The following is a 21,902-nucleotide window of genomic DNA, read 5'->3' on the forward strand; positions in this document are numbered from 1 at the left end:
GCGGTCGGCGATGCGGCTCTGGCGGAACGATGCGAATTCTTGGCCTGGACCCGGGCACTGCCATCACCGGCTATGGCATCATTGATGCCCTGGATGGGGAACTGGTTAGCGTCACTTATGGGGTTATCCGTACCCATGCCAGAGACCGCGACGCTTTTCGTCTGCGCCAAATTTTCCTGGCCCTAAACGACCTCATCACAACGTATCGGCCAGATGCGGCAGCGGTGGAGCAGGTGTTTTTCGGGCGCAATGTGACCACGGCAATCACGGTAGGGCAGGCGCGCGGGGTGCTGCTGCTGGCCCTGGAGAATGCGAACATCCCCATTGCCGAATACTCCCCGCCCAAAATTAAGGAAACGATTGTCGGCTACGGCAACGCGGACAAGGCGCAAATGCAATTGATGGTGCGTCATCTGCTCCACCTGGACAAAACGCCCCAACCGGATGACGCCGCCGATGGCCTGGCCGTGGCCATGACGCACTACCACTATCATCGTTATGAATCCCTATGATCGCCAGCATTAGCGGGACCGTGCAGAAAATCAGCAAGGACCACCTCGTTTTGCGCGTTGGTGGTGTGGGGCTGCGCGTTTTCGTGCCGCGCAATGTGCTGGAGGACGTGGGGGGAGCGGGGCGCTCCTTGATGCTGCATACCCATCTTCTGGTGCGCGAAGATGCGCTCACGCTTTTTGGCTTCCAAGACGAAGAAGACCTGTCTCTTTTTGAGATTCTCCTCGGTGTCAGCGGCGTTGGCCCCAAGGTGGCCCTGGCTATTCTTTCCACCCTCAGCCCGGAACTGCTAAAAAGCGCCATTATGCGCGAGGAGCCGGCGGTGTTGCAGCGTGTGCCGGGGATTGGCAAGAAGACGGCGGAGCGGCTGCTGTTCCAACTGCGTGATAAGCTGGACCTGACGGCGGAGAAGGCGGCGATGCCGTTTGTGAGTGATGTGGATGCGGATGTGATTGACGTGCTTACGAGTCTGGGGTTCAGCATTGTGGAGGCGCAGACGGCGCTGCAAAATATCCCGCGCGAGGTGCGGGAGATGGATGCACGGGTGCAGGCGGCGCTACAATATCTGGACCAGCGTTAGCTGCTCAGGGGGGGAGATGGGCGTTTGTTTGTTGCCGGCACAGGCGGGGGCATTTAGGCCGTCAGGAACCTACTTGTTGTCTATTGAATTGAGTCAGGCCGTCAATGTGGCTTTTGGTCGCTTTCAGCAGGGGCGTGTTTTTGTGCTGGCTGCCGGCATTTACGTCTACGTGGGTTCGGCTTTGGGGCAGCGAGGCGCGACGACGCTGCCCCGACGGTTGTTGCGGCACGCCAGCCGCGGCGTGGGGCCGCCACACCCAATCCGCGGGGAACTGACACGGGCGTTTGCCGCCATGGGATTGGCGCACATGGCGCAGCCGCCGCGGCAGCCGAAGCGGCTCCATTGGCACGTGGATTATTTGTTGGAAATGCCGGCATCCTCCCTCACACACATCATCGCTTTTGGCGACAATCAGCGCCGGGAGAGCGACCTGGCCCATTGGTTAACGGGGCGGGCGGATATGCGGGTCATTGCTGCCGGCATCGGCGCGCGCGACCTCCCCGGCGAAACACACCTGTGGCAGCTACAGGCCGCCCCTACCTGGTGGCAAAACACCCTTCTCCCCTACTGCCAGACCCTCGTGTAACTATATCACCCCCGCTCCCTGAGCCTGCCGAAGGGAACCGGTTTCGACAGGCTCAACCTACGGGGGAGTGGACGGTTACACCCCCGTCAACCACTAATACCCGCCACTCGGCCCTCACCCTTCCGTCGTTGCCGCCCCCCACCACGCATCCATCCACTCCTGCGCCCAAACCGGTGTCTGGTCGTTGTGGCACTCGTTGCAGGCATTGGGCGCGCCATCCGGCCCGTAGAGAATGGTGTTTTGCGGATTGGGGATGTGGCTCATCGTGTGGCTGCGCGCGAACTGGGGCACGCCCGTGACCAGTTTGAAGATGTCGTTGGGCATATGGCAGTCGTAGCAGAAGGAGCCGGATTCGCCAGGCGTATGGTGCGTGTGTTGCGCCACCTGATCAACCAGGTCGCCGTGGCAGTTGAGGCAGTAGCGGTTGCTGGCCTCCGACGGCTCCAGAATATTCGGTACGCGCGGCTGCTTATTGTTATGCGGGTCATGGCAGTGGAAGCAGCGGGTGGTAGCTTCATCGTAGCAAACCGACTCAATAAAGGAGCGGAAGATCATGCCGACTCCTTTGGGGCGGCCATCCGCCCACACTTCCACGGTCGGCGCGGTGCGTCCCGGCTCCAGCGGCTGCGATTTGAAGTAGGCGGAAAGGTCGTTGATGCGCCCTTCGCGGCTGTAGCCGGGTTCGTAGATGCGGTAGAGGTCGGTGAGGGACATGGCGATGTCTGGCCCGTGGCAGCGGGCGCAGACGCTCATTGCTTCTCCCTTGTCCACTTTTTGTGGATTGACGATGTAGGCCACGGGTTCCTGGCGCACGCGGCTGTTCAGGTAAGCGACGAGGCGGTTGACGTAGTTATTTTCAAAGTAATTGGCGTGATGGCTGCCCGGTCCGTGGCACGCTTCACAGCCAATGCCGTTGTCTACCCAATGTGTTTCCGCTAAAGTGTGGCTGGTGTTTTTGTTGACGATGTGCAGGTCGGTCGTATGGCAGCGGGCGCAGAACAGATTCCAGGCGGAGTTGAGGGAGGTCATTTGCGCCCAGAGGTCGGCGACGGATGGGGTGCTACCTTCTTGCACATTCCAATAGGGGAAGAAGTCTTGTGTTTCCGTGGACCATTGCAGTGGCAGCCGACGCAGGACGCCGCCCGTTTCTTGCGTGAGGTAGGTCTGGCGATATTGGTAGCCGATGACGTAGGCGATTTTGAAGGGGACGAACTCGTTGGTTTGCGGATCGCGCAAGGCCATGTAGTAGTCGCCGCCTTCGGTGTAGGTGCGCACGGCGGGTTCGCTGTCGGTGGGCAGGACCTGGGCGCTGACGGGCAGGGTCCAACTGCCGTTGTCGAAGTCGCCGACGACGGATTCGGGCGTGGGGCGGCGCGTCATGTTGGCGTGGGGGGATTCTTGCCAGTTGGCGTAGATGAAGGGATGGCAGTCGCCGCAGGCGGCGCTGCCGATGTAGTCGGCGTCGTAGAGGGAGGTGTAGGATTCGTATTCGGTGAAGAGGAGGAGGATGGCGGTGATGAGGAGAATGCCGGCACTCACCGATACCAATCCAATCTGCGTACCACGCCTGGCCGGACGGCTTTTTCGTTTTGCCATGTGTGTTTACCTCAATTTGCGGGGCGGATAGACCATTGCACGACCCGTCCATTATAGCGAAGGCGGAGGGAAGAAGGAAGAGGTATGAGGTATGAGGTATGAGGTATGAGGGAGGGTGTTATTTGCCGCCTGCTACTCGCCACTTGCCACTCGCTACTTACCACTTGCCACTTGCCCCTCGCCACTTGCCACTTGCCCCTCGCCACTCCCTGTCACGTTTTTGGTGTTGGTGGTGTTTAGAAGGGTGAATTTGCCGTGGCAAAGAAGAATGAAGGAGCAGAAATGCATGTGGCTGACCCATTGTTGACCGATACCTTGCTGCTGCAGCGCATGGCGGCGGGGGACGGCGTTTCGTTCGATACCCTCTTTTATCGTTATTATGATCGCGTCTATGGTGTGTTGTTTCGTCTGTTGGGCAATCGAGTGGAGGCGGAGGATATGACGCAGGAGGTTTTCTTGACGTTGTACCAGAAGCCGCCGCGCGGGCGCGCGCAGGAGGAGCATAACGTCGGGGCGTGGCTGTACCGGGTGGCGACGAATATGGGTTACAACTACATTCGCAGCCGCCAGCGGCGCTGGCAGCGAAATGTGCTGCTGGTTCCGGGGGTGGATCCCAGCCAGGCGACGGCATGGGATAGTGATCCGGCGCAGCAAGTGGAGCGGCGAGAAACGGCGGGGTTGGTGCGCCGGGCGCTGGCGACCCTGCCCCGGCGCCAGGTGCAGTTGCTTTTGCTGCGGCAAATGGGTTTGAGTTACGCGGAACTGGCGCAGGTTTGCCAGGTGTCGCCGACATCGGTGGGGACGCTGCTGGCGCGCGCGGCCACGGCGTTCCGGCGGGCGTATGACGAGGCGCGGCAGGTTGTGCCTGGCCAGGAGGTAGAAGCAGATGAAGAAAATGGACGATCATTTTGATGCGGCGGAGTTGGATGCGGTGATGGTGTCGTTGACGGTGTTGGAGCCGGGGGTGGGGGATGCGCCAATGCCGGCATCTCAAGCCCTCACCCACATCAAACAACGCGCCGATCACACCCCTCCCCGTTTGTGGGATATAATCCTCAAGGAGTTAACGACCATGTTCAAACGTAAGTATGCGATAGCCACTCTTTTCGTTGTTCTCGTCATCGGCGGCGCCTTTGCCATCCCCTCCGTCCGCGCCGCCGCCAGCGAATTCCTCGGCCTCTTCCGCGTGCAGAAATTCGCCCCCATCTCGGTTTCGCCGCGCCAGTTGCGCATGTTGGAATCGCTGGCCGACCAGGGTTTGACCCCCGGAGAACTCGAAATCGTTTCCGGGCCAGCCGCTGATAAAGCCGTCAGCAACGTGGCCGAAGCCGCCGCCGTTGCCGGCGCGCCCGTGCTGGCCCCGCAGGTGTTGAGCGAACCGGACCGGCTCTACGTGTCCGCGCAGGCGCAAGGGCGACTCACCGTCAACCTGGCGCAAAGTCGCGCTATCCTGGCGGCCGCGGGCGTTGACGCCGCCCTATTGCCGGACAGCCTCGATGGGGCTGTCGTGGATGTCACCATCTATCCGGCGGTGAGCATGAACTGGCAGGCAAGCGGCATTTCCCTGGTGCAGACGGATAGCCCTCTGGTGGATTATCCTGATGATGTTGATCCCGCCGTGTTGGGTGAAGCGTTGCTGCAACTCCTGGGCATGTCTGACGCGGAAGCGGCCCGCCTCGCGGCCAGCATTGACTGGACGAACACCTTGCTCTTCCCTGTGCCGGAGAATCTGGCGACCTTTAGCGAGGTGACGGTGCAGGGCGGCAGCGGCATGGCACTCACCAGTCTGGATGGGCAGGATAATGCCCTGATGTGGCAAAAAGATGGCCGTGTCTTTATCCTGGAAGGGCCGGAAACGGTGCGTAATCTGGTACGTATCGCTAACTCGCTGCGCTAAAACGCACAAAGGTGAAAACAGACTACAAAAGTCTGAAAACGGTTTGGACATCGGTACGTCCGGCCAAGACTTTTGTAGTCTTTCATCGGATAGTCTGAGCTGTCGTTTTCGTAATGCCGTAATGGAAGAACTATGTCGCTGGCAATTGATACCGAACATTTACGCAAAGAGTATGGGGCCAAAGTTGCTGTATCTGACCTGACGTTGCAAGTGCAGGAGGGGGAGGTGTTTGGCTTTTTGGGGCCAAATGGTGCCGGCAAAACCACCTCCGTGAAGATGCTGCTCAGCCTGATCTCGCCCACCAGCGGCGCGGCGCGTATTCTGGGCCGGCCGTTGGGCGACCTGGGCGCGCGGGCGCGGGTGGGGTATTTGCCGGAGCATTTCCGTTTTCACGACTGGCTACGCGCCGCCGAGTTTTTGGATTTGCATGGGAAGCTGTATGGCATGAGCGCGGGGGAGCGCGCCGCCGTCATCCCGGACCTGTTGGAACTGGTGGGGCTGTCGGACCAGGCGCAAGTGAAGGTGGGCACGTTCTCCAAAGGGATGCAGCAGCGCATTGGTCTGGCACAGGCGCTGTTGAACAATCCGCGTATCGTTTTTCTGGATGAACCGACATCTGGGCTGGACCCACTGGGGCGGAAGCTGGTGCGCGACATTATCAATCGGTTGCGCGAGGAAGGCGTGACGGTGTTCCTCAATTCCCACCTGTTGAGCGAAGTGGAGCTGACCTGCGACCGGGTGGCGTTTATTCGCAAGGGGGTGGTGGTGCAGACGACAACGATTGAGGATTGGCATCAGGAGAATGTGCAGTTGGCGCTGCGGGTGGGGCAGCCGGACGAGGCTTTGCGCGAAGGGTTGGCGGCGTGGGGGACGGTAATGCCGGCACTTCCCGCGGACAAACTCACCGGACGCATCCGCCTGGCCATCTCCCACGAAAGCCGGATACCCGCCCTCGCCCAATGGCTGCACGAACACCAATACAGCCTCTACGAACTCACCCCCCTGCACCTTTCCCTTGAAGAACGCTTCATCCAACTGATGGGCGGCGAAGCCGTCGCCTAACGCAAACCTGACGCCATGACCACACTAACCATTGCCCGGCTCACCCTCAAAGAAACGCAACGCCGCCGCATCCTCTGGATCGGCCTGATCATGGGGCTGGCCTTCCTTGTCATCTTCGGCACCGGCTTTCACTTTATTTACAAAGAGTTTGAAGCGGAAGGAAGTATGCAAGACGCCACCTTCGCCTTCACCTTCCTCACCCTGGCCGGCCTGTACGTAAGCAACTTCCTCATCATTATGCTCTCCGTCCTCATCTCCGTTTCCACCATCTCCGGCGAGATCGACACCCACACCATAGACACCCTGATCACCAAGCCCATCCGCCGCTGGGAAGTGGTGCTGGGCAAATGGTTGGGCTTCGCCCTCATGATCTTCTTCGGCGTGTTGTTGCTGCCCGGCGGTATCCTGCTCACGGTCTACCTGCGCTCCGGTTTTACCATGCTCAACGTGCCTGCCGGATTGGCCTTCATGTACCTGGAGGGGCTGATCATTATGACCGTGAGTATCGCGGGGGGCACGCGCCTCTCCACGCTGGCGAATGGGGCGCTGGCCTTCATGCTGTATGGGGTTGCTTTTGTGGGGGGATGGGTGGAGCAGGTGGGGGCACTTTTGCGGAATGAGACGGCCGTGGACCTGGGGATTCTGTCCAGCTTGATTTTGCCCAGCGAAGTGATGTGGAAGAAGGCTTCCGCGATGTTCCAACCGAGCGTTACCGGCGGTTTTGAAATGGCCGGGCCGTTTTCCGTCGTTTCGCAGCCCAGCAATGCCATGATTGTTTATGCGGTCTTGTACGTGCTGGTGCTGCTGCTGGCGGCTTTGTGGAGCTTCTCCCGCCGCGATCTGTAATCAAGTGTGATGATTTGCCGCTTGAGATTGGTTCATTCTCCAAGAATGAACCAATCTTGGCTTACCACGTGCCTATTTGTGGATTGAAGTTTACGGCCATGCGTGCCGGCATCATGGGGTATATTTCCTGAAGTAAAACCACGGAATCACTTTCTATGGGAATCCCACATTGGGCGAAAACCGTCGTAATGACTTGCCAGATTTGGGGCATATGGGGATTGCCTTCCTCGTAAGCAACCACGAAACGTGCGGCGAAGTCTTGGAAATTGGTTTCTATCATATAGCGGGTGATTTCCGTCAGCATCGTTTTATCGCCGGCCACCTGGTTGGAAAGGTGCGCCAGACTCACCTGGCACTGCGCATCGCCTGCCGCGTCATTTGCAGTAAACACCATGCCAATGCCGACGCAGGTTGACAGACCGACGGTGTAATAGCCAACATCAATATACTTGGAGCCGCGCGGTCCCGCCTTCTTGCCAATATAACTTTGCCAGTTTTCACCGTTAAATTCGTCCACGCCAAGCATTTTGACAAACTGTAGATATTTGGGAAAGGTTGTTCCATCCGGCAATTCTTTCATGGTGGAAGTGACGGTAAGGCTTTGTGGAATGGGGGGAACGTTACATTTTTGCGCCATCTGAAGACTCCTTTGTTGGATTGGCGAAAACACTCGGTCAGAAAATACCAGACCTGTATCGTTTGCTGGGGATAACTATGCGCGTTTCTGTGGATAGCGTGATACGCGGTTGATGGTCTTGACACCCGGCGGAAGTATAGTGAAGGCCGTGGATGCCGGCAAATCAGCTGTGCCGTGGCTGCGAGTGGGCGGGAAGCGGCAAAGTTCGCGGCCGTGGTTTTTGCATTGAGCCGGGTGAGGTATAATGCCGGCATGGTCCCTCCAACCCCCATCCCCGACCGCCGCATCCGCAAGCGCGAAAAATACGCTGCGGGCATGATCTTGGAAAACAGCAGCCTGCGCCGCGAACTCGACGACACCCAGGCGGAACCGCTCATCCGCTGGGCGCTTGCCGCCGTCACCGCCGCCGCCCAACGCACCGCCCCCCTCCCCGACGACGACGCCTACACCTTCCTGGAGCAGCGCGTAGAGCAGATCGGTGGCGTCATGCGCCTCGTCAATCGATACATGGCCGCCCTGCGCGCGCCGGAAACCAGCGAAGCCGGCGAGGGGCCGCCCTGGATAGAGACGCTGCGCAATAGTCTGGCGGTGCTGTCGCCAAACGGGTTGGATGAGGACACCCAGGCGGCGCTGCTGGCCTTCTGGCAGGCAGACCCGCCCGATTCCCCGGAATTGGCTTATGCTCAACTGCTGCGGCTGCTCCTCCGCCTCGACGTAGCCTGACACACTCGATAAGGAAGTATCCGTTTATGAAGAAACGATCTGCCGGCATTATCGCCATCCTGCTCCTGTCTTTTGCCGTCATCTTCGGCACCGATCCCTTTGGCATGCTCACCACCGACGTCCCTGAAGTCACCCCTATTACCGACGAGCCTGGCCTCATAAGCGCGAATGGTGGCGTGACGCGGGTCGTGAGCGCGCCGGCGGATTGGTATGAAATCTACTTCACCAACCCCACCTGCCCCCCAGAAGAGGAAAGAACGGGCGGCCTGGATGAGATCGTTGCCGACAGCATCAGCGACGCCGCCGTCAGTGTGGATGTGGCCGCCTTTGACCTGGACGCCCCGCCCATCGTGAATGCCCTCATCGACCTGGAAAAACGCGGCATCCCCGTGCGCATCGTCACGGACACCGACAACGCCGATCTCTCCGCCATCAATCGGCTGCGTCGCAACGGCATTAGCGTGGTCGAAGACAAGCGCAGCGCCCTCATGCACAATAAATTCATCGTCATCGACAACCGCTACGTCTGGATGGGTTCCATGAACCTGACCACCAACGGCGTCTACTGCAACAACAACAACTTCGTCAAATTCGATGTCCCGCAACTGGCCGCCAACTACACGGTGGAGATGGACGAGATGTACATTGACCGCGAATTTGGCCCGACCTCGTCCGAAAACACGCCCTATGAGCAGTTCACGGTCCAGGGGGTTTTGCTGGAAAACTATTTTGCCCCGGAGAAAAAGCTGGCTCCCATTATCGCCGCCGAAATCGCCGGCGCGCGCCGCGATATTCGCTTCATGGCCTTTTCTTTTACGAACGATGAAATTGGCGAGGCGATGCTGGAACGAGCGGATGCCGGCATTTCCGTGCGTGGCGTGTTCGAGACCGTGGGCGCGGATACGGATTATGGCTACTATCCCGTGCTGCGAGATGCCGGCATCTCCAACATCAACGTCCGTCTCGACGGCAACTCGCGCATCATGCACCACAAAGTCATCATTCTCGACAACCAGACCGTCATCTTTGGCTCCTTCAACTTCACCGACAGCGCCAATCGCCAAAACGACGAAAACGTCATCATCGTCCACGACCCCACCTTCGCCGGTTACTTCTTGCAAGAATTCGACGCCGTCTGGTCCGAAGCCACTCCCTGACGCACTTTGTTCACCCCCAAACGCGCATGTCGCCGCCTTCGGAGCGGAAACCAAACCCGAGATCATTGCCGGTCCTTAGCCGTAGCTTAACCATCCGTTCTATTTCGCCCAACAATGCTATAATGACCTGCATCATCGGCTGACAGCGATTGTCTGCCGCGCCGCCCTTCCGACTCCCAAGACAGGTTCGTCCATGCAAGCGACCCCCAGCGCTCCTTCCTATTCCCCCGGCCACCATCTGCTGCGCAATGCCGGCTGGTTCCTCGCCGTTCCCCTCTTTTTCCTCGTGCTGGTCACCCTCACGCTGGCCGTCACCGTCACCGGGTATCAGGCCCGCCACGCCGACCGCATCTACACCGGCGTGTCCGTCTGGGGTAGGGATTTGAGCCGGATGACGCCGCCCGAAGCGGAACAAGCCCTGGCCGCCGCTTTCCCCTACGCGCAGCAGCAAGCCGTCACCCTCACCGACGCGGCAACGGGGCAGTCCTGGTCCCTATCTTTGGCGGACCTGGGCATGTCGCTGGATGCCGCGGCCACCGCCAACGTCGCTTACCAGATTGGGCGTGGCCCCAGCGCCGCCGAAGATGTGCGTGCACAATTTGAGACCTGGTACTATGGTCGCCAGGTTGCCCCCGTAATCATCATTGACGAAGCGCGATTGGACCCGCTCATCGCCCAGATTGCCGCCGATGTGGACCGCCCGCCTGTTGATGCCATTCTCTCTTTTGATGGCAATCAGGTTGGCTACACGCCGGCGCAGGCGGGGCGGGCGCTGGATAAGGCGCAGTTGCGCACCGAACTGCTGGCGGCGTTGGGTGATCTGCGCCATGCGCAACTGCCGCTTCCGGTCATTGCGCTTCAGCCCCGTGTGGCCGATGCTGGCGAGTCCGCGCAGCGCATTCAGAACATCATCGGCAGCCCGATGACGTTCTATTTGCAAGAGCCATTGGCCGATGATGACCTGACGCGCATGGAAATTCCGCCCGAAGAACTGAAGTCCTGGCTGCACGTGGAAGCGGTGACGCAGCCGGATGGCACGCTAACGCAGAACGTGACCGTGGATGAAAACGGCGTGCGCAACTGGCTCATGCAAATAAGCGACAGGTTGTACCGCGCGCCGGTGAACGCTCGTTTCTATTTTGACGACAATACGCAAGAGTTGGTGGTGGTGGAACCGCATGTAAGTGGGCGGCAGTTGGACGTGGACGCGACGGTGGCGGAGTTTATGCGGCAGGTATACACGCCGAATCGCTCGCTGCCGTTTGTCGTGACGCCGATTGTGCCGGCAGCGCACGCGGGCGCAACCGCCGCCGAACTGGGCATCACCGAACTGGTCAGCGAGAGCACCACCTGGTTTGCCGGTTCCTCCCCGGAGCGCAAACACAATATCGCCCGCGCCGCCGCCAACTTCTACGGCATCATCATCGCCCCTGGCGAAACCTTCTCCTTTAACCATTTTCTGGGCGACATCAGCGAGGAAGAAGGGTACGAAACGGGCCTGATCATCTTTGGCGGACGCACCATCGAAGGCGTGGGCGGCGGCGTCTGCCAGGTGAGCACCACCCTCTTCCAGAGCGCCTTCTGGGCCGGATTTCCCATTCTGGAACGCTGGGCGCACGGCTATCGCGTCGGCTACTACGAAGCCGGTGAGGGACCAGGGATGGACGCCACCGTCTTTTCGCCGCTGGTGGACCTCCGTTTTGTGAACAATACGCCGTACTACCTGCTCATTGAAAACTACTACAACGAGACGTATGAGTCCCTCTGGTTCAAGTTCTACAGCACCAGCATGGGGCGCACCGTCACCAAAAGCGATCCCGTCGTCCGCAATATCCAACCGGCGAAACCGGACATCTGGGAGTACAACGAGGAACTGCCAGAAGGGGAAATCGAGCAAGTAGACTGGGCCGCCGAAGGGTCCGATGTATCCGTGCATCGTACTGTTTACAATCGGGATGGACAGGTGATCATTGATGAGGACATCATCAGCCATTATGTGCCCTGGCAGAACATTTACCAGTACGGTCCGGGCATAGAGCCACCCTCCCCCCCGCCGCCACCAACCCCAACCCCACCCCCATCCGAAGAAACCCCTACCAATCCCTGATAAAACGGCGTGCCGCCTTCCCCAATTCAATTTGCGGCTACGCAGCCTCATCTTCCCGCAAGCTGCTTCTGGTTCTGGTTTTTTCTGTGGGTGGTCATCAACCCGGCATATGGTGATCGGAGTGGAGGCTTTAGCCATATGGTGATCGGAGTGGAGGCTTTAGCCATATGGTGATCGGAGTGGAGGCTTTAGCCGGGTCAACCCCCATATGTGGACCGGCTGAAGCCTCCACGCCAAAAACAGAGTCCAGTTCCTTTATTGAAGAAAAAGCTGAGATGGAATTTAGACGTCCTGTCACGCTCGCAAAGGATGGAGAACCATGTCGTTTTATGTTTTATCGTAAGGGCACAGCACCAAAAGGTGACTCTACTGAAAAAAGGTCAAAAACCGGGTTTTTACACATGAACCACTCTGGTAATTTTTGCCGGACAATCGAAAAACCCGGTTTTTTTAGTGAACTCAAAAGGTGATGATGAAGTCCATTAGATGTGATAGGCAGGGGAAGACGCCCAACCACAGTTCTGAGAGGGACGCGCAAAAAGCCGCGCGCCCCTTAAGCTGGCCGTTAGCCCGCTTCGCACCAACGTCCGCTTGAGGTAAAAGAACTCGTCTGATATCTTTGATTAACTTCACCCTCTGGACTGGAGATCACCCTATTTCAGGAGAACCTTTCATGAAGAAACAAATCATTGCCTGCTTTCTCATTTTATTCGTTGTTGGTTGTGGTCTATTACCTTCACCAATTACCCCACCGGATGATGCAAACCAGCCACCGCCGGAGAATGCTGAAGGGAACGCCCAACCGGAACAATCGCCAGCGACGACCGCGCCATCCGCCCCTTCCGGCGATTTTACCCTGACCAGCCCGGCTATGGAAAACGGCGGCAAACTACCTTCTATGTTCACCTGCGATGGGGAGAGCCTGTCGCCGCCCCTGGCCTGGCAAGGCGCTCCTGAAGGAACGGTGAGCTATGCCCTGGCAATGCACCACATTCCCGGTCCTGGCGACACTCACTGGTACTGGGTGGTGTACAACATCCCGCCCACCACACTTTCTGTGGAAGCCGGTGCGACCAATTTCGGTACGTTTGGCACGAACAGCGTAAATGAGCAGCAGGTATACGCCCCACCCTGTTCGAAAGGTCCTGGCGAAAAGCTGTATACCATCACCGTTTATGCGCTCTCGGCATCTCCCAACTTGCCCAACCCAGCGGTGGTTGACCGCGATACGCTATTAGCGGCCATTGCCAATATTACTCTGGCTGAGGCCAGCCTGAATGTGACTTTTGAGCGCGGCCAGGAAGGGGCTGCTGCACCCGGGCCTGTCGCGGAGAATAGCGAACAAACAGACAACAATGAGACCAATTGTGATCCACAAGGCGTGTTTGCCCCCTATGCCGACCAAGTCCATGTTTCGTGCGATGAGTCCTATTTGTACGTTGAAACCGAAACCGGCCAGCCGGAGCACGAGATGATGCGGGGCATCACCGCCTGGATTTTGCGCGTACCTATCCCTTTTCGTTACACGGATGAACGCGCCTGGAAAATCCCACGAGACCCGCATTGGCTAGAGGAACACACCGCCGCTCATGCCAGAGGACCGATTGCGATGGCGGTTAACGGCGTACCCATTTATCACTTTGATAAACGGCCTGATGTGGCCCTTGATGATAGCTATGTGTACGACCCCAAATACGATACGGCCCAGCAGGGCGAGTTGGACCATTGTGGCGGCCACGCCGGACAGGGCGAGGATTATCATTATCATACCGCCCCGGTTTGTTTGCTGGATCATCACAACCTTGCGCATCCAATTGGTTACACGCTGGGCGGAGGGGAGATATTTTATGGAACCGGCGCAGATGATTATTTTGGTGAGGGCCAGTACAACCACATCAATAATTTGCCCACCGAGCCGCTGGATGAATGTAATGGCCTGCAATTGCCCGATGGTTCTTATGTGTATTACACTACCCACGAACCGCCCTACACCATCGGTTGCTATCACGAAGAGGTTGATTGGGCCTTACAAATTGAACCACGCCAAATGCGTGAATTGGGCCAGTTTGGCCGCAATGCCACCAAAATTGTCAGTCTTACAATTAATGATGGTGTCAGAACTTTACTATTTGAAACGGATCAGGGCCAGCTAAATGCCGTTGTTTACCAGCCATCTACTGCCGGTCAGGATTGTTGGGATTTTCAATTTAGAACCAACATTGACCAACCCACCCCCGCCGAGACTCATTGCCGGGTTGAGTAGCTTATTTGTCTGGAGCCAAGATAACCGAGGAATAAATGGAGCCGGCAAAATGGCTGGATTATGGCATCAGGCATTATGGCACATACAGAGTTTGTGACCAAGAGTGCGGGTTAACAAATTTGCCGTAAAACATCCCCCCCATTTTTCGCGCAAGTATTGACAGATTAGAACGATTGTGCTATTCTCCCCATCAGAACAAACGTTCTAATCCTCTTCCCCCCACCACGGGAGCGGGCATATCCACCAGTGCCCGCTCCCCCTCTCTCTCTGGGGGTGAAAGGAACAACGGGGCTGGGCGGCAGGTGATACGAGAAAAAAGGTGCATCCAGAATACATTGCGAAATCGTTGGATGCGCTGGAAGTGACCTTCTAACTAACAAGACGGCAAGTTGTTTTAGACGGTCACCAAGCCCGTTTCCCGGCCACATTCCCAATCAAGTTGTAACAAAAAGTTGAGGCAGAGGACAGATTGGCGCGGATTGCCCGGTCTGGTGGTCCATCTTTCCAGAATGTGCCCTCCTTTTGCGGGGAGGGTCGGGTTTAAGAAGCTGTAGAAAATTGGTCCAATCTGGCTAAGCAGTTACGAATCATCAACAAAAAGGTATGTGAATGGGTGAGACGCGGAGGTATAGGTCATGCAGCACCAGGGCACACTTTTCCGAAATAATCAATTGGGCGGTCAGGGAGTCAGTCAATTAACGGAGTGGTTGTTTTCGCGGCAAGCCGTGATCGGTATTATTCTGGTCGTGGCGCTGCTGGCGTTTGAGGCGTTCAATTTTGACACGACGCAGTACGCGCTGGCAAACTTGCTGGGGGATGTGGCTTTTCTGCGTATCCCGTGGGCGACGATTCTGGCGTTTGCGTTTTGCGCTATCGACTTTGCCGGGTTGTCCCATTTGTTTACGCCAGAACGGGGGCGGGATGAGCCGAAAGAGACGTGGTATTTGATGGGGGCGTGGCTTCTGGGGGCAACGATGAACGCCCTGATGACGTGGTGGGCGATTAACCTGACGCTGCTTAACCACCAGTTTGGTAATGAGGTGTTGACACGAGAACAGCTTTTGAACACGGTTCCGGTGTTTGTGGCTGTGTTGGTGTGGCTGACGCGCATCTTGTTTATTGGCGCGTTCTCGGTGGCGGGGGACCATATTTTCCGCGGCGCGGGTAAGGCGGTGGCGAAGGAAGCCACGGTGCAGCCTGTGGCGCAGCCGCGGCCACAACCCCAACCGCAGCAGCCACAGCCACAGTCGGCGCGGCGTTGGCCTGTTGTAGAGGTGCCGGAGAGTGATGAAATGCCGGCATTCCTCCAAAACCCACAACCCGACCCCACCGAAACTCGCCAACCCGCCCCCCCCTTCATCAACAATCGCGGCAACCGTCGTCCCTCGCGTCCATCCCTGCCCGGTGGCAGCGCATCCCGCTTGCCCGCCCCCATGCGCGCCGCCCCCCGCCGCCGCGACTGACAACCCCCTGCCCACATCTACAACATAATCTCGCCAAAACGCCAGGCACTCCCCTGGCGTTTTGCGTTTGGGCGTATGTGAGTGCGTAGGGCTACGCGTATCCCATCTTACAACCCTCCCCCGACGCACCCTTCATCCCTCATCCCTCATACCTCATACCTCATCCCTCATACCTTTCATCCTCCCCTTGTCACTCTACCTTCCGCTGGTAGAATACGCGCACGAACTCACTCTATCCAGGCAAACTATGAAACGAGACTATCACCGCTGGTACAGCCCCTCTCTGGGGCGGGATATGGAATTACTGGTTTTTGGTCATGCGGGCGCGCGCGTCCTCGTTTTTCCCACCTCAATGGGGCGTTTCTTCGAGTGGGAAGACCGCCACATGCCCCACGCGCTGGGCGACCAGATCGAAAATGGCTGGCTGCAAATGATCTGCATTGACAGCGTAGACAAAGAAAGCTGGTACGCTCGTTGGAAGTCCCCCAATGATCGCGCCATCCGGCAGAGCCAATACGAAGCGTACATCTTGCACGAGGTACTGCCCCTGTCCTGGCAGATTAACCGCAACCCATTCTTGATCACTCTGGGAGCCAGCTTTGGGGCCTACCACGCCATCAACTTCGCCCTACGCCACCCGGAACTGGTGGGGCGCGCCATCGGTCTTAGCGGCTACTACGATATCACCCGCTGGGCGGATGGTTTTGGCGGCGGCGAAGTCTATTCCCACAATCCCGTAGCCTATATCGCCAACGAACACGACACCAACCGCCTGGATGCCATGCGCCGCGTGGACATTATTCTGGCTATTGGGCGAGAAGACTCGCTCTATGGCAACAACGAGCATTTTTCGCATGTTTTGTGGCAAAAAGGCATCTGGCATGCCTTGCGCGTCTGGAACGGCTGGTATCACGATTGGCCCTGGTGGCAGGAAATGATTCGTCTCTACATCGGCGGATCGGATTGAGGATGGCCTTCCGCGTGTTGGGATTGGTTCACCGCCAACCAGAAACTGTTTGTCGTTAGCGTTTGTGATTGCTATCTGCTATCCACCATCCACTAAGGAACGGAAATAAATATGACAACGAAGTTGTTTCCTTGCCGTTCCTTCAAACTGACGATGCGATTCCGTACTTTATTTCATCGTCAGTCCTAAGAGGAGACCCATGACACTGAAAGTAGGCTTAATGGTGGGGCGGGAATGGTCGTTCCCGCCCGCGTTTATTAAGGAAGTGAATGGTCGCAATGCCGGCATTGTGGCCGAGTTCATCAAGTTAGGCGGCACGCCTATGGACGAACCGGGTAACTACGCCGTCATCGTGGACCGCATTTCCCACGAAGTTCCCTACTACCGCACCTACCTGAAACATGCGGTCTTGCAGGGAACCACCGTCGTCAACAATCCCTTCATGTGGACGGCGGACGACAAGTTTTTCGAGGCCAGCCTGGCCACAAAACTGGGCGTCGTCAGTCCCAAAACATTGGTGCTGCCCAACAAAGATTATGTCCCCGGCATTGTCCATAACGAAAGCCTGCGCAATCTGCTCTTCCCCCTCAATTGGGATTGGATCATCGACTACGTGGGGCTGCCCTGCGTCCTCAAAGACGCGCACGGGGGTGGCTGGCGCGATGTGTACGTCTGCCACAGCGTGGAAGAATTGATTTACAATTACAATCAATCTGGCCTGCTGACCATGATCTTGCAGGAGTTCATTGAGTGGGACCATTACGTGCGTTGTATGTGCATCGGGCAAAAAGATGTGCTACCCATGAAGTATGACCCCAAACAGCGGCGTTACATTGTCGAACACGCCCACCTCACGCCAGAACTGGGCGAGCGGGTTGTCTCGGATTCGTTGAAACTGGTGCAGGCTTTGGGCTACGATATGAACACGGTGGAGTGGGCGATTCGGGATGGCGTGCCCTATGCAATTGATTTTATGAATCCCGCGCCGGACATGGACGTTTACTCTCTGACGCCGCACTACTTCGATTGGGTGGTGAAGCATATGGCGGACATGGTGATTGATCTGGCGCTGAATCCTCGCCCGCAGTTAGACGAACTGCACTGGCGGCAGTTTTTTGCGGCCAATCATGCCGCGTAACCTGGCTCATGTGCGTCCGCGCCATGAGTCTCTACTGAACGCTGCGCTGTTGCGTAGCAGGAGTTTGCGATGCCTCTCTATGATGCCATTCGCACGTATCATGATTTGTTGACGGATAGTCTGGCGGAAGTGTCTCATGAGCTGCTGGAGGAGCAGTTGCGGCAGCGGGGGTTGTATTTTGGCGAGCGACCTTTGTGTACGGTGCTGCGGCCGCGGTTTTTAATGCCGGCACAATACCGCTTCCTCCAGGTCCGTATCAAAATCCTCATGCGCGCCTTCGAACGCGCCTATCGCCGCGCCATCGTCGATAAACCGTTTCGTGAGCAATTCGGCTTGCTCGACTGGGAAGAAGAACTGATCCAGGTCGATCCCGGCTTCCGTTACGCCGCGCCCCTCTCCCGCCTGGACGCCTTCTTCCTCACCGACACCGAAGAACTCCGCTTCACCGAATACAACGCCGAAGTCCCCGCCGCCCCCGCTTACAACGACGTTTTGAGCGAACTCTTCTACGTCCTGCCCATCATGCGCAAATTCGCGCGCCAATACGAACTGCGTCCCCTGCCCGTGCGCCATAACGTGCTGCATACCCTGTGGGAAGTGTACTATCATTGGGCGGGCCGCCGGGAAGAGCCGCGGCTGGCGATCATGGACTGGCGCGAAGTGCCCACCTACAGCGAATTCCTCCTTTTCCAGGATTACTTTCGGCGGCAGGGCATCGAGTGCCAGATCGTCGATCCCCGCGAAGTCGAATATCGTGATGGGCGTCTTATGGCCGGCGACTATCACATCACCCTCATCTACAAGCGCGTACTCATCGACGAACTCGTACGCAAAATGGGCATGGACAACCCCGTCGTCCGCGCCGTGCGAGACGGCGCCGTGTGCATGGTCAACCCATTCCGTTGCAAAATCCTCTACAAAAAAGCCAGCCTGGCCGTCCTCAGCGACGAGCGCAACGAGCATCTCTTCAGCAAGCAGGAGCGCGAAGCCATTGCCGCGCACATTCCCTGGACGCGCTGGGTCACGGAACGATACAGCACGTTTCATGGGCAGCCCATTGACCTGATTCCCTTCATCATCAAGTACAAAGACCGGCTGGTGCTCAAACCCAATGACGACTACGGCGGGCGCGGCATCGTCCTCGGCTGGCAGGTGACTGAAACGGAGTGGGCTGCCGCAGTGCAGAAAGCCAAAGAACTGCCCTACGTGGTGCAGGAGCGCATCTTGCTGCCCACCGAACCCTATCCGAGCATGGTGGATGGCCGGCTGCAAATCACCGACCGCATGTTGGATACGGCCCCCTACGTTTTCTATGGCTCGTTCGTAGATGGCTGCCTGACGAGGCTGGCGACCCAAGATTTGCTCAACGTCACCGCCGGCGGCGGCTCCACCGTGCCCACATTCGTGGTCGCCAAGCGGTAGCCCCTCTCTCCCCCCATCATGGATTGATTTTCGCAGAGCAGGCAGCCGCCTGCTCTGTTGATTTTCTCCCATTGTGGCCGCGGCGTGCATTCAGGTAAACGGTGTACGCCACGCGCGGCGAACTTCTTGACAAAGCCATGATGCGTCAGAATGGGAATTGCTGTTGACAAATGGGTGCAGGCTGACGTAAAATACCGTGCAAGATTTAGGTATACCTAAAAAATGATTTTGCTGTGACATAAAGGATTGGATGTATGAATGACCTGGTTATTGAAACGAGGGGATTGACGCTTTATTATGGCGCGCATCGGGGGATTGTGGACGTGGATTTGCAGGTGCGTGCGGGGGAGGTGTTTGGCTTCTTGGGGCCGAATGGTGCCGGCAAAACCACGACCCAACGCATCCTCCTGGACATCATCAGGCCAACCAGCGGCCACGCCAGCATTTTTGGCCTGGACTGCCAGCGCCAGGGAGTCGAACTGCGTCGGCGCGTGGGCTACCTGCCCGGAGAACTGGCGTTGTACACCAACATGCAAGCCGACAAATTCTTCGAAATGTACGAGTATTTGCGTGGCGCAAACGGTGACAAGGGGCATTGGCGCGAACTGGCCGCCCGGTTGGACCTGGATACCAGCCGCAAAATCCGCGAGTTCTCCCGTGGCAACAAGCAGAAAGTGGGGGTTGTCGCCGCCTTTATGAACCGACCCGATCTGCTCATCCTGGACGAACCCACAAGCGGGTTGGATCCACTGGTGCAGCAAACGGTGCTGGAATTGGTACGCGAGGCCAGGGCGGAAGGCACAACCGTTTTCTTCTCCTCCCACATCCTGTCGGAGGTTCAGGCCGTCTGTGACCGCGTAGGCATCATTCGGGATGGGCGACTCGTTATCACCCAGAGCGTCGGCGACATGATCGCGCAGCGATTGAAGCGACTGCGATTGCAATTCGTCAAAATGCCCCCGGTGGGGACGTTTGACCCCGCCGATGTGACCGAAATGGAGCGCACGGATCAGGAAATACTACTAGAAGTGCGGGACAACCTGGCGCAGGTGATGTCTACCGCCGCTCAATTTGGTATTGCCGATATTGAAACCCACAACGTCAGTCTTGAAGAAATCTTCCTGACCTACTACGGTCGGGGAAATGGAGAAAACCATGTTTAGATTGCTATGGCAGGAACTCGTGCTGCGGCGCAATAGCATTATTGGTTGGGGCTTGGGACTCACCTTCTTCCCGTTCGTCTACGTGGGAATCTATCCGCAAATCGCCAAAGAGATCCAGGGAATGCAAGCAATTCTCGACCTGCAAATCTACAAGATGATGGGGATCAGCTTGGGCAATTTTGAGGATTGGATGGCATCAACCGTGATTCTTTTCGTCCCCCTGTTGGCATCTATTTACGCCGTTATTAATGGCACGGCCACGTTGGCCGGCGAAGAGGAAGATGGCCGCCTGGAGATGATTGTTGCCTTGCCTATTCCCCGCTGGCAGATCGTGGTTGTCAAGGCCGTGGCGCTGGGGGTCGTGCTCCTGATCCTGCACCTTATTGTCGCCCTGGCCACGGTCGGCGTGTTCCTGGCTATCCAGGATCAAGTTGCCACGTCTGTCGTCGCCGCGGACATCGTGTGGGCGGTGCTGAGTGGTTGGCCCTTGGCGCTGGCGATAGGCATGATCAGTCTATTCCTGGGCGCGTTTTGCCCCAACCGGCGCACGGCCGCTCTGATTGCCACAGCCGTGATCATTGTCAGCTATTTCGGCAGCAATTTGGCCGGAATGGTATCGTCTCTGGAGCCGCTGCGCCCCATCTTTTTGTTCACATATCTTGATGCGACCGACAGTGTCTTTATTGATGGACCGCGGGCGAGTGATGTGTTGATTTTGCTCGGGGTTGCTCTAGGCGCATTTGCCCTGGCCTTGTTCTTTTTCCAGCGGCGGAACATCACGGTTGGCGTCTGGCCGTGGCAGCGGGCAAGAACAAGTGCATGAGAAGACGTGATTGACGGAGGGGCCGCGTCGGCGACCTGTTGCGCCTGCGTCTAAAAAGACGGTGGGTGTCAGGCGGGGGACAATAGCGTGATTTTGCCGGGCAAGACCTGGTATTCGATATGGGACTCACCTTCGGAAAGTACCTCACCATCTGCGTGGATGGGCGTGCCTGGTTGGCTCTCAATGACGAGGCGGGCGCTGCGCGTGTAGGTGATGGCCGGGTGGTGGATGTGGCTGCCCTTGAACAGGCGCGGCAAAATCGCCATGATGGTGCGCTTGGGGATGTCGGGCGCGTACACCACGTCGAACAGACCATCATCTAGCTTTGCATTGGGGGCCATGTAGAAGAGGCCGCCGGTGCGGGGGCTGTTGCAGACGGAGAGGAGGATAGCCGGGCCTTCCAGCACTTCGTTGTCCAGCGTGATGCGCATGTCCCACGCTTGCAGCTTCATGAGGGCTTTGATGAGGGAGGCGATATAGCGGATGTTGCCGGAGAGCCGCGTCATTTTCTCATTTTCGATGGTTACGAGGGGTTCCATGGCGACGGCGCAGTTGTTGTCGAAGTAGCGGTCATTGACTTTGCCGGCATCTATCTGCCTCACCTTCCCCCCCGCAATCACCCGCGCCGCAGCCATCAAATCCCGCGGCAGCCCGGCCATATCGTGGAAATCATTCCCCGTGCCAATACCCATGATGCCCAGCGGCACGGTTGGTCCATCTCCCGCCGCCTGAATCAGGCCGTTGACGACCTCGTTCACCGTGCCATCCCCTCCCGCCGCTACCACAGCATCATAACCGGCATTCGCCGCCTCCCGCGCCAGCCGGATACCCTCGCCCGGTGCGGGAATATAGACCATCTCCGCTTGCACGCCCGCGGCTTGCAGCGCCTGCTCCACCTGCGTTGCCTTACTTTTGGCCCCCCAACGGTTGGCATATGGGTTGAGAATGACTTGAACTTTCAC

21 protein-coding genes are annotated in these 21,902 nt (G+C 57.8%); 18 read left to right on the plus strand and 3 right to left on the minus strand.

The genetic code is table 11. The features are described 5' to 3' along the window. Positions 1–29 precede the first annotated feature (29 nt). From ruvC to H6650_14330, 3 genes are read left to right on the plus strand one after another with little or no spacing between them, the layout of a single operon-like run. Positions 30–512 (plus strand): crossover junction endodeoxyribonuclease RuvC, encoded by a 483-nt coding sequence (gene ruvC / locus H6650_14320; protein ID MCB8953177.1) that lies wholly within the window; start codon positions 30–32, stop codon positions 510–512. Further along, a complete protein-coding gene (gene ruvA / locus H6650_14325; protein MCB8953178.1) occupies positions 509–1,090 on the plus strand; it encodes a Holliday junction branch migration protein RuvA in 582 nt (193 codons plus the stop codon). The genes ruvC and ruvA overlap by 4 nt, the downstream gene beginning before the upstream one ends. 16 nt (positions 1,091–1,106) lie before the next feature. Further along, positions 1,107–1,676 carry a GIY-YIG nuclease family protein gene (locus H6650_14330; protein ID MCB8953179.1) on the plus strand — a complete coding sequence of 190 codons (570 nt, stop codon included), beginning with the start codon at positions 1,107–1,109 and terminating at the stop codon, positions 1,674–1,676. Between the two features lie 114 nt (positions 1,677–1,790). On the opposite strand, the gene H6650_14335 is transcribed toward H6650_14330, so the two are convergent. Further along, a complete protein-coding gene (locus H6650_14335) occupies positions 1,791–3,272 on the minus strand; it encodes a hypothetical protein (GenBank protein MCB8953180.1) in 1,482 nt (493 codons plus the stop codon). A 282-nt stretch (positions 3,273–3,554) separates the two neighbouring features. On the opposite strand from H6650_14335, the gene H6650_14340 reads away from it, so the two are divergent. The 4 genes from H6650_14340 (at position 3,555) to H6650_14355 (ending at position 7,077) form a co-directional block, all read left to right on the plus strand. Continuing rightward, on the plus strand, positions 3,555–4,184 hold the full coding sequence (locus H6650_14340; protein ID MCB8953181.1) for a sigma-70 family RNA polymerase sigma factor: 630 nt from the start codon (positions 3,555–3,557) through the stop codon (positions 4,182–4,184). Continuing rightward, positions 4,159–5,169, plus strand: a complete 1,011-nt coding sequence (locus tag H6650_14345) for a hypothetical protein (protein ID MCB8953182.1) — start codon at positions 4,159–4,161, stop codon at positions 5,167–5,169. Before H6650_14340 ends, H6650_14345 begins: the two co-directional genes overlap by 26 nt. Before the next feature lie 132 nt (positions 5,170–5,301). Beyond that, positions 5,302–6,231 (plus strand): ABC transporter ATP-binding protein, encoded by a 930-nt coding sequence (locus H6650_14350; protein MCB8953183.1) that lies wholly within the window; start codon positions 5,302–5,304, stop codon positions 6,229–6,231. Between the two features lie 15 nt (positions 6,232–6,246). Further along, complete coding sequence (locus H6650_14355) at positions 6,247–7,077, plus strand: ABC transporter permease (GenBank protein ID MCB8953184.1); 831 nt, start codon at positions 6,247–6,249, stop codon at positions 7,075–7,077. A gap of 61 nt (positions 7,078–7,138) precedes the next feature. On the opposite strand, the gene H6650_14360 is transcribed toward H6650_14355, so the two are convergent. Further along, positions 7,139–7,657 carry a hypothetical protein gene (locus H6650_14360; GenBank protein MCB8953185.1) on the minus strand — a complete coding sequence of 173 codons (519 nt, stop codon included), beginning with the start codon at positions 7,655–7,657 and terminating at the stop codon, positions 7,139–7,141. A 309-nt stretch (positions 7,658–7,966) separates the two neighbouring features. On the opposite strand from H6650_14360, the gene H6650_14365 reads away from it, so the two are divergent. The 11 genes from H6650_14365 (at position 7,967) to H6650_14415 (ending at position 20,940) form a co-directional block, all read left to right on the plus strand. Beyond that, positions 7,967–8,437 (plus strand): hypothetical protein, encoded by a 471-nt coding sequence (locus tag H6650_14365; GenBank protein ID MCB8953186.1) that lies wholly within the window; start codon positions 7,967–7,969, stop codon positions 8,435–8,437. A gap of 26 nt (positions 8,438–8,463) precedes the next feature. Then, the gene (locus H6650_14370; GenBank protein MCB8953187.1) at positions 8,464–9,594 is read left to right on the plus strand and encodes a hypothetical protein; all 1,131 of its coding nucleotides are present in this window, start codon (positions 8,464–8,466) and stop codon (positions 9,592–9,594) included. Between the two features lie 193 nt (positions 9,595–9,787). Next, positions 9,788–11,701: a VanW family protein gene (locus H6650_14375; GenBank protein ID MCB8953188.1), complete on the plus strand. Its 1,914-nt coding sequence runs from the start codon at positions 9,788–9,790 to the stop codon at positions 11,699–11,701. 167 nt (positions 11,702–11,868) lie between these two features. Beyond that, positions 11,869–12,171, plus strand: a complete 303-nt coding sequence (locus H6650_14380) for a hypothetical protein (protein MCB8953189.1) — start codon at positions 11,869–11,871, stop codon at positions 12,169–12,171. Positions 12,172–12,374: 203 nt separating this feature from the next. Next, positions 12,375–13,964, plus strand: a complete 1,590-nt coding sequence (locus H6650_14385; GenBank protein MCB8953190.1) for a YHYH protein — start codon at positions 12,375–12,377, stop codon at positions 13,962–13,964. Positions 13,965–14,689: 725 nt separating this feature from the next. After that, a complete protein-coding gene (locus tag H6650_14390) occupies positions 14,690–15,427 on the plus strand; it encodes a hypothetical protein (GenBank protein MCB8953191.1) in 738 nt (245 codons plus the stop codon). 247 nt (positions 15,428–15,674) lie between these two features. Then, a complete protein-coding gene (locus H6650_14395; GenBank protein MCB8953192.1) occupies positions 15,675–16,394 on the plus strand; it encodes an esterase family protein in 720 nt (239 codons plus the stop codon). 199 nt (positions 16,395–16,593) lie between these two features. Then, complete coding sequence (locus H6650_14400; protein MCB8953193.1) at positions 16,594–17,532, plus strand: hypothetical protein; 939 nt, start codon at positions 16,594–16,596, stop codon at positions 17,530–17,532. Positions 17,533–17,601: 69 nt separating this feature from the next. Continuing rightward, a complete protein-coding gene (locus H6650_14405; GenBank protein MCB8953194.1) occupies positions 17,602–18,954 on the plus strand; it encodes a hypothetical protein in 1,353 nt (450 codons plus the stop codon). A 254-nt stretch (positions 18,955–19,208) separates the two neighbouring features. Next, positions 19,209–20,117: an ABC transporter ATP-binding protein gene (locus H6650_14410; GenBank protein MCB8953195.1), complete on the plus strand. Its 909-nt coding sequence runs from the start codon at positions 19,209–19,211 to the stop codon at positions 20,115–20,117. After that, the gene (locus H6650_14415; protein ID MCB8953196.1) at positions 20,110–20,940 is read left to right on the plus strand and encodes an ABC transporter permease subunit; all 831 of its coding nucleotides are present in this window, start codon (positions 20,110–20,112) and stop codon (positions 20,938–20,940) included. The genes H6650_14410 and H6650_14415 overlap by 8 nt, the downstream gene beginning before the upstream one ends. Positions 20,941–21,008: 68 nt before the next feature. Here H6650_14415 and H6650_14420 read toward each other — a convergent pair whose 3' ends face one another. Beyond that, entirely contained in the window at positions 21,009–21,902 is an 894-nt protein-coding gene (locus H6650_14420) for a diacylglycerol kinase family lipid kinase (GenBank protein ID MCB8953197.1), read from the minus strand.

Source organism: Ardenticatenales bacterium (assembly GCA_020634515.1).
GTDB lineage: Bacteria > Chloroflexota > Anaerolineae > Promineifilales > Promineifilaceae > JAGVTM01.

What these genes read in the sequence shown, in the direction of transcription:
- ruvC (MCB8953177.1), top strand. Translation starts at nt 30, where the DNA reads ATGCGAATTCTTGGCCTGGACCCGGGCACTGCCATCACCGGCTATGGC.
- ruvA (MCB8953178.1), top strand. Translation starts at nt 509, where the DNA reads ATGATCGCCAGCATTAGCGGGACCGTGCAGAAAATCAGCAAGGACCAC.
- H6650_14330 (MCB8953179.1), top strand. Translation starts at nt 1,107, where the DNA reads ATGGGCGTTTGTTTGTTGCCGGCACAGGCGGGGGCATTTAGGCCGTCA.
- H6650_14335 (MCB8953180.1), bottom strand. Translation starts at nt 3,272, where the DNA reads ATGGCAAAACGAAAAAGCCGTCCGGCCAGGCGTGGTACGCAGATTGGA.
- H6650_14340 (MCB8953181.1), top strand. Translation starts at nt 3,555, where the DNA reads ATGCATGTGGCTGACCCATTGTTGACCGATACCTTGCTGCTGCAGCGC.
- H6650_14345 (MCB8953182.1), top strand. Translation starts at nt 4,159, where the DNA reads ATGAAGAAAATGGACGATCATTTTGATGCGGCGGAGTTGGATGCGGTG.
- H6650_14350 (MCB8953183.1), top strand. Translation starts at nt 5,302, where the DNA reads ATGTCGCTGGCAATTGATACCGAACATTTACGCAAAGAGTATGGGGCC.
- H6650_14355 (MCB8953184.1), top strand. Translation starts at nt 6,247, where the DNA reads ATGACCACACTAACCATTGCCCGGCTCACCCTCAAAGAAACGCAACGC.
- H6650_14360 (MCB8953185.1), bottom strand. Translation starts at nt 7,657, where the DNA reads ATGAAAGAATTGCCGGATGGAACAACCTTTCCCAAATATCTACAGTTT.
- H6650_14365 (MCB8953186.1), top strand. Translation starts at nt 7,967, where the DNA reads ATGGTCCCTCCAACCCCCATCCCCGACCGCCGCATCCGCAAGCGCGAA.
- H6650_14370 (MCB8953187.1), top strand. Translation starts at nt 8,464, where the DNA reads ATGAAGAAACGATCTGCCGGCATTATCGCCATCCTGCTCCTGTCTTTT.
- H6650_14375 (MCB8953188.1), top strand. Translation starts at nt 9,788, where the DNA reads ATGCAAGCGACCCCCAGCGCTCCTTCCTATTCCCCCGGCCACCATCTG.
- H6650_14380 (MCB8953189.1), top strand. Translation starts at nt 11,869, where the DNA reads ATGGTGATCGGAGTGGAGGCTTTAGCCGGGTCAACCCCCATATGTGGA.
- H6650_14385 (MCB8953190.1), top strand. Translation starts at nt 12,375, where the DNA reads ATGAAGAAACAAATCATTGCCTGCTTTCTCATTTTATTCGTTGTTGGT.
- H6650_14395 (MCB8953192.1), top strand. Translation starts at nt 15,675, where the DNA reads ATGAAACGAGACTATCACCGCTGGTACAGCCCCTCTCTGGGGCGGGAT.
- H6650_14400 (MCB8953193.1), top strand. Translation starts at nt 16,594, where the DNA reads ATGACACTGAAAGTAGGCTTAATGGTGGGGCGGGAATGGTCGTTCCCG.
- H6650_14405 (MCB8953194.1), top strand. Translation starts at nt 17,602, where the DNA reads ATGCCTCTCTATGATGCCATTCGCACGTATCATGATTTGTTGACGGAT.
- H6650_14410 (MCB8953195.1), top strand. Translation starts at nt 19,209, where the DNA reads ATGAATGACCTGGTTATTGAAACGAGGGGATTGACGCTTTATTATGGC.
- H6650_14415 (MCB8953196.1), top strand. Translation starts at nt 20,110, where the DNA reads ATGTTTAGATTGCTATGGCAGGAACTCGTGCTGCGGCGCAATAGCATT.